We start from the raw sequence: 7,456 nt of genomic DNA on the forward strand, positions 1-7,456 counted from the left end.
CCAGTTATCGTGCCAACGGTAAACGCTGGGTAGCCAAGTGCGGAGCGGATAACCGCTGAAAGCATCTAAGTGGGAAGCCCACCTCAAGATGAGTGCTCTCACCACAATAAGTGGGTAAGGTCACGGGCAGAACACCCGTTTATAGGCGGTAGGTGGAAGTGCAGTAATGTATGTAGCCGAGCCGTGCTAACAGACCGAGGCCTTGACCTCAAACATAATTCGTAGTTCGTAATTCGTAATTCGTAATTATGACTTACTTACTCGTTATGAAAATATTTGGTTTCGCGTTACTGTGCAGTCTTCAGGGTTGCTGTTGTTTCGTAGTTTCTTAATTCTTCAATTACGAATTACGAATTAGCAATTACACTCTTTCCTGGTGTCTATTGCGCGGTGGAACCACACTGAACCCTTCCCGAACTCAGAGGTGAAACGCTGCTGCGGCCACGATAGTTTAGGGGTTGCCCTACGCAAAAATAGCTCGATGCCAGGTTTGTTATACAAAATAAAACCCTTCTCATAATTTGAGGAGGGTTTTGTTATTCCAGAGATTTACCAATAAAACATAGTTTTAAATATTTGAAAGAAGATTGCAGCCAAATTTTAGCGCGACTACTCCTTTCCCGCCAGAAGATTACCGATAATGTAAGATAAAGTATTACGCAAGTAGTGCTGGGGTCGCTGAAGTGCATAAATCTCTGCTGAACCGAACATTCCAGCTAGGCGATCGCCAACTAGACTTAGACTTGTGGCAAAGATTGCACTACAAGCATCAACAAGAATATTTGCGTCAAAGATTATTAGCAATTAAATACTTGTATGAGGGTAAAACCAGAACAGAAGTGTCGGAATTACTAAACTGTACATATAAAACTTTATCAACTTGGATAGATAAGTTTCTTGAAGACGGGTTGAATGAATTAGTTAAACCAATAGTCCATCGAGTACCGTCGAGATTAAACTCAGAGCAAAGGCAAGAGCTCAAAATAATGTTGCTCTCAGAGAAACCAGTAGACTACAGCATAGATAGAAATATTTGGACAGGTGAAATTATTAGTAGCGTGATTGAATCACGATGGAGAGTTAAGTTGAAAACGAGTCGAATATATGAAATATTAGAAGAATTGAAGAAGAATTCAGAAGTCAGAATTAATGAGTGGGGGATTCAGACCCACCACTCATTAAAGACCACTAAATCTCCGATTTAGTGGGGGACTTAAACCCGTTTATTCATCCGCCACTCGCACAGAATTCAATAACGGCTTTGGCGACTGCTATAAGAGTTGCCTTCTTGTTGAAAACACAATTTTTGAGCAGGCGATGCCTAGGTTGGGCTGCGCCTACGCGTAATTTTGATACGCATCTTTTATTCTTACTCCATTGGTTCAGTACAACAGTTAACTTCATACCTCTGCTTGTGACAAATTTCCAGCATAATTTCTAATTGACAAAAGTAAGATTATCTGAAACTCTCACCGATCAAGTTAAACTGGCGATCGCACAGTTGGAATGTTCGGTTTCTCACATATTCACCTATAATGTTACCCTTATCACCTTATGTATTACTTTTTCCTACATTATCGGTAATTTTCTAGCGGGAAGGGAGTAACTTGTTGAATTTAAATCCCACATTCCTTACTTCAAAATGTATTATCTTAGTTTTCAAGAATTATTCCTAATAATGACCAAACCCTTAAGTATTAATATTTAAATTCATTGGAAATTTGTGTTGTTCATTTAACCATTGTTAGTGAGATTTTGGAAATCTACGCATATTACACGATGAAGTGCGGAAAGTCGGTTAAATGTGTATGAGGGTGTCAAATAATCCACTCAAATATTGTAAGATTAAATTTCTCATTTTTGATTTTCTGAAATGCCACTCGAACTACAAAACCTCACAGGCGGTTACGCTTTAGTACCAATTGTCCAAGACATTAACCTCACTCTACAAACAGGAGAATGGTTGAGTTTGGTTGGTGCTAATGGCTCAGGTAAATCTACTTTACTGAAATTGCTGAGTCGTATTCTCTCGCCACAACAGGGAACAGTGCTACTTGATGGTAAAGCAATTCACTCTCAACCCCCAGATCTAGTTGCACAGAAACTGGCATTATTGCCGCAACAACAAACTCTTCCCGTTGGCTTAACAGTGCGACAATTAGTAAGCTTAGGACGCACGCCGCATCAACCTTGGTGGCAATGGGAATTAAACGCCCAAGATTGGGTAAAAGTCGAAGCTGCAATTAAAAAGACGCAGTTAGAAAAATTAAGCGATCGCTTAGTCGAACAACTCTCAGGCGGTGAAAGACAACGAGCTTTTTTAGCTTTAGCATTGGCCCAAGAACCAAAAGTTTTACTATTAGACGAACCCACAACTTTTTTAGATATCAACTATCAATTACAACTATTGGAACTGCTAAAAGAACTGAATCAGCAGCAGGAATTAACTATTGTCACAGTTGTACACGAACTGAATTTAGCAGCCCGGTATAGTTCACGCATTGCATTATTAAAACGGGGTCATATTTGGGAAGTTGGTACACCTGAAGAAGTTCTGACACCAAATGCGATCGCACAAGTATTCGGTGTAGAATCAGTGATTATTCACACGCCTGTCGGATTACAGGTTTGTGCTATTTCTGCTGTATAAAGATGTTAGGAAGTGACCACAAAGGACTTTCTGGGTAAGGATTCAGGTCAGGGCCAAGACTTGTGCCGTTGGCGGTGCAGGTTCGCTCTGCAAAGGTAGGCGTAGTGAAGAATACAAATTTTGTGTTAGTTACCCAGATTTTTGCGACTCCGAAGTGTTAACTTGCGGTTTCATCGACACAAGCCTTTCTAGCTTGCAGTTTCTTGGTCTGTGCTTGGATAAAGGTTATGATCACTGGAATGTTTTTTTAACTCAAATTAAAGGGTAAATGTGAGCAAAATGGATAGTATTACAAAAAAAGCAGGAGTAGAGTTCTAGTGTGGAACTTGAAAGCTGGTATTGTGCTACTCACACTGAGTTGCATAATTGCAACGGGTATAGCACTATATCTTCTTGGTGGCATTGAACCAGCACAAATTCAAGCTTTGGTGAAATCTTCTGGTATCTGGGCACCTCTTATTTATATTGCTTTGTACATTGTGGCAACTATGTTAGTTTTGCCTTCAACGGTGCTTAATTTGACTGGAGGTGCAATTTTTGGCCCTTGGGTGGGTACTGTTTGGACTAGTATTGGAGCAGTCATTGCGGCAATAATAGCCTTTGTTTTTACTCGAACTATTGGACGCCAAACAGTTGCAAAACGACTTGCAGGACGCTGGCAAGCGATGGATGCTGAGGTGCGTCGTGGAGGGCTTTTTTATATGTTTGCTATCCGACTAGTACCGATTATGCCCTATGGCTTAGTCAACTTTGCTGCTGGACTGACTTCCATCAGCTTTAAAGATTATATTCTAGGTACAACACTTGGTACTGTTCCTAGTGTATTACCTTTTGTACTACTAGGTAGTTATGGTTTGAAGGCAGTCAAAACAGGCGAGTTCTTGCCGCTAGTACTTGCTTTAGGTTTAACTGGAACGCTGGTGGCAGCGTCTACTTGGTATCGCCATCGTCGGAGTTTTCCTAAAAACGCTGTAGAAAGTCTTAAGGAATCAAATTCTTCAGATGACATTAACTCGAAGAATAAATAAAGTATAGCAATCTGATTTGACTATTGCTAAGTATACTAAGAACGAAACCTTGATGATTACAAGCAGTCTGTCAGCTTGGCTGTTCAAAAATTAAACAAGATTGTTAGATGCTACCAAAGTATTCATTGATTGTTCCAATTTATAACGAAGAAGAAATTATTCCTGAGCTATACCGCAGACTGAATGCAGTAATGAATCGGATGGATGGTCTTGTCGAATTAATTTTAATCAATGATGGTAGTCGCGATCGCTCCCTACAACTACTACGAGAACTGCATCAAAAAGATCCGCGCATTTGCTATCTGAGCTTTGCTCGTAACTTTGGTCATCAAATTGCAGTTACTGCTGGTCTTAATTTTGTCCGGGGTCAAGTTATTGTCATCCTTGATGCTGACTTACAAGATCCACCAGAACTAATCCCCGACATGGTGGAAAAATGGCGACAGGGCTATCAAGTTGTCTACGCTCAACGCACTCAACGCATCAAGGAAGGATGGTTTAAGCGTTTTACTGCCTACTCTTTTTATCGCGTCCTCAAGAAGCTTGCAGATGTAGAGATTCCTACTGATACGGGTGATTTTTGTTTAATGGATCGACAGATCGTAGATATTCTCAATTCTATGCCAGAACGCACCCGCTATATTCGTGGTTTGCGTTCTTGGGTTGGCTTTCAGCAGACAGCAATTCGGTTTGAGCGCAACCCCCGCTTTGCTGGGAAAGTTAAATACACTTTTAGCAAATCCTTAGCACTTGCCATCAATGGTCTAGTGTCCTTTTCGATAGTACCACTGCGGTTATCAACCTACTTAGGGTTACTAGCAGCGGCGGCGGCTATCTTCATGGCTTTATTAGTCTTGTATTGGCGACTTTTTCTCCCCCATTCACCTTTAACAGGATTTACGATTATTTTGATGGCAATTTTCTTTCTTGGATCTGTGCAGTTAGTCAGTGTTGGCATCTTAGGCGAATATATAGGGCGCATCTACGAAGAAGTTAAAGCCAGACCCCTCTACACTTTGGCAGAGGTAGGTGGTTTTTATCACAAGTCCTCCAACTCAACGAACAATTCTGACAAACTAGATAATTTTAAGGATACTACTAAAAATCTAGACAAGTCTTGACCAATAATTCATAGCTTAACAAAGCGTAGCTTTGGTGGGGTGGAGTTCAAATTGTTAGAACTTACGCAACTGGCATATTATTTTTAGTTTGTAGTGAACGCGAGTGCGTCTCGTTGGCGTGGTCACTGAGTTTACGGTGAGCGCAGTCGAACTGCGTAGTCGAAGTGCAGCCTAAGAAGAGAAGAGAGGACTTTAGTCCTGAAAATCAGGGCTGTTCGCGGAGCGTTCCCGTAGGGTAGCCCTTACTACAAACTAAAAGCTTTTATTTTTTGTGACACTTGCGTAAGTCCTAATTGTTTGATTTATGCAAGAGGTCTAAAGTAAAGGTAGTACGGAGCGCACGTACCCAAATTGCATGATTGTTATTCCTCGTAAAATAGATATTAGAGTTGTTTCAATCTGGGGATGAGAATATGAGGGTTTGGCTTGCCTGTTTTTTGACGCTGTTTGCCTTGGCGGAACTGTTTGAGTGGTTGCAAGAATTTAATCTGCCATTACCTATCTATATTTTGGGTGGCGCTTTTTTAGCTGTTGCTTCTAACTATGATCAAATATTTGGTTCTTATTTCGCTGATTCAAGCGTCGAAGTATCACTCGAACAACCCCAGTTAGATTCACTAACCCCATCTACTAATCTTATTTCTCTCCCAATTGCTAGTTCTGTTGAAAATGCTCAAACATCTCAAATAGATGATTAGCCGCAGGCGTAGACATCTGGTGAAAAAGAATGTAGAGACGTAGCACTGCTACGTCTCTACGCAGTTTGACCTCACTTCCTTTAAGGAGAGAGGCTTTGAATCTTACTCCCCAACGCTACAAGGGTTAGGGTTGGGGGTTAGGTCTGTATTGCACTTAAGTGAGAAGCGCTATAGATATTGGCAACCTTAATTTTATGAGGTTTGTAGTGAGCGATTTATCGCTCAATTCAAGGACTAAAGTCCTTACTACAAACTTATTCTGCATCATCGTCAATTACTGCACTGCGATCAAGTAGTAGTAAGTTGCGAAGTTGGTCTGTATCCATTTCAGTTAACCACTCTTCACCAGCACCTACAACTTGTTCAGCCAATTGTTTTTTACTTTCAATCATGTCATGAATTTTTTCTTCTAAAGTACCTGTGCAAACAAATTTATGTACTTGCACATTCCGAGTTTGACCAATCCGAAATACTCTATCTGTGGCTTGATTTTCCACCGCTGGATTCCACCATCTATCAAAATGGAATACATGATTTGCTCGTGTTAAATTCAGTCCTACTCCACCCGCTTTCAGAGAAAGAATCATAATCGGTGGCCCTTGAGGGTCGTGTTGGAAACGGTCGATCATTTCCTCCCGTTGTTTTTTACTGGTGCTACCATATAAAAAGAAGATTTCTCGCCCTAGCTGTTTTTCTAAATAGGGTTTAAGTAATTTACCCCACTCAGCAAATTGTGTAAATATTAAAGCGCGGTCGCTTTCTGCTAAAACTTCTTCTAACATTTCTTCTAGCCGCAGAAGTTTGGCTGAATTATGTTGTTCTAATGTTGCTTGTTTCAAGTATTGCGCTGGATGATTGCAGATTTGCTTGAGTTTGATTAGTAAAGCCAAAATCATCCCCCGACGTTGCAATCCTTCAGCAGATTCTATCTCGACTAAAGATTGCTCTACAACTTGTTGATAAAGTGCAGCTTGTTCACCAGTTAAACCGCAAAATACGGTCATTTCTTGCTTATCTGGTAAATCTTGAATAATATCGCGATCGCTTTTCAATCGCCGCAGTATAAATGGTTGAACTAATGAACGTAACTGAGTCAAAGAAGCAGTATCCCCATACTTTTCAATTGGCATCGCAAACCGACGCTGGAAAAATTGCCGATTGCCTAAATACCCCGGATTGAGAAAATCCAAAATAGACCATAGTTCTTGCAGTCGATTTTCTACTGGTGTCCCGGTTAATGCAATGCGAAATGTAGCTTCTAATTGCCGCACTGCTTTTGACTGCTTCGCTTCTGGGTTTTTCACATTTTGGGCTTCATCTAAAACGATTATCTGCCAAGAGACACTTTGCAAGGACTTGATATCTCGATGAAGAAGTGAGTAGCTGGTAACAATTAAATCATGGTTTTTCACTGCTTCAAAAAACCCTTTACCTTTTGGGCGTTTGTCACCGTGATATTGTAAAATTTTCAGGCTTGGTGCAAATTTATTGACTTCCCTTTCCCAATTGCCTAAAACAGAAGTTGGGCAAACTAGCAGTGTTGGGTTTTCTAACGCATCTTGTTCCTTAAGGTGCAGGAGAAAAGCGATGAACTGCACGGTTTTTCCGAGTCCCATATCGTCGGCGAGACAAGCACCCAAACCCCAACGTTCTAAGAAGGATAGCCAAGCAGCACCACGTTCTTGATAGGGTCGCAATTGCCCTTTAAAGCCTGTTGGTGTCGGTAAAGGTTCAATTGTCTGATTATTGTTTAACGCCCCAATTAACTCTTGCAATGCGCCAGATGCCTCAAAGCTAACCACTGGTAACTTTTCAATTGCCTGAGTATCTCCTGTACTCAGACGCAAAGCATCTTCCAGGGAAAGCGCCATTTGGTCTTTGCGGGTGGTAAAAAATGTTTGGGCTGTCTTGATATCTTGAGGCCGCAATTCTACCCACTCGCCGTTAATTTCCACTAAC

General features: G+C 41.1%; 6 protein-coding genes and 2 rRNA genes. 7 read left to right on the forward strand and 1 reads right to left on the reverse strand.

The annotated features are described in order from the left end of the window. The 7 genes from LC605_RS29820 to LC605_RS29850 form a co-directional block, all read left to right on the forward strand. Window positions 1-210: ribosomal RNA gene (locus LC605_RS29820) — 23S ribosomal RNA — on the forward strand; the annotation flags it as partial. Window positions 211-372: 162 nt separating this feature from the next. After that, window positions 373-490 (forward strand): 5S ribosomal RNA (gene rrf, locus LC605_RS29825). A gap of 193 nt (window positions 491-683) precedes the next feature. After that, window positions 684-1,205, forward strand: coding sequence for a helix-turn-helix domain-containing protein (locus LC605_RS29830; RefSeq protein WP_229551042.1), 522 nt, complete (start codon window positions 684-686; stop codon window positions 1,203-1,205). Window positions 1,206-1,873: 668 nt separating this feature from the next. Next, window positions 1,874-2,650, forward strand: coding sequence for an ABC transporter ATP-binding protein (locus tag LC605_RS29835; RefSeq protein ID WP_229551043.1), 777 nt, complete (start codon window positions 1,874-1,876; stop codon window positions 2,648-2,650). A gap of 317 nt (window positions 2,651-2,967) precedes the next feature. Next, window positions 2,968-3,678 carry a TVP38/TMEM64 family protein gene (locus tag LC605_RS29840; protein ID WP_229551044.1) on the forward strand — a complete coding sequence of 237 codons (711 nt, stop codon included), beginning with the start codon at window positions 2,968-2,970 and terminating at the stop codon, window positions 3,676-3,678. Between the two features lie 107 nt (window positions 3,679-3,785). Beyond that, entirely contained in the window at window positions 3,786-4,799 is a 1,014-nt protein-coding gene (locus tag LC605_RS29845; protein ID WP_229551045.1) for a glycosyltransferase family 2 protein, read from the forward strand. A 413-nt stretch (window positions 4,800-5,212) separates the two neighbouring features. Beyond that, window positions 5,213-5,497: a hypothetical protein gene (locus LC605_RS29850; protein WP_229551046.1), complete on the forward strand. Its 285-nt coding sequence runs from the start codon at window positions 5,213-5,215 to the stop codon at window positions 5,495-5,497. A 254-nt stretch (window positions 5,498-5,751) separates the two neighbouring features. On the opposite strand, the gene LC605_RS29855 is transcribed toward LC605_RS29850, so the two are convergent. After that, window positions 5,752-7,456: DEAD/DEAH box helicase (locus LC605_RS29855; protein WP_229551047.1), on the reverse strand; the 1,705-nt coding region annotated here is incomplete at its 5' end.

Source organism: Nostoc sp. CHAB 5836, from assembly GCF_020829445.1.
In the GTDB taxonomy this organism is placed as follows: domain Bacteria; phylum Cyanobacteriota; class Cyanobacteriia; order Cyanobacteriales; family Nostocaceae; genus Nostoc.

What these genes read in the sequence shown, in the direction of transcription:
- LC605_RS29835 (WP_229551043.1), top strand. Translation starts at nt 1,874, where the DNA reads ATGCCACTCGAACTACAAAACCTCACAGGCGGTTACGCTTTAGTACCA.
- LC605_RS29850 (WP_229551046.1), top strand. Translation starts at nt 5,213, where the DNA reads ATGAGGGTTTGGCTTGCCTGTTTTTTGACGCTGTTTGCCTTGGCGGAA.
- LC605_RS29845 (WP_229551045.1), top strand. Translation starts at nt 3,786, where the DNA reads ATGCTACCAAAGTATTCATTGATTGTTCCAATTTATAACGAAGAAGAA.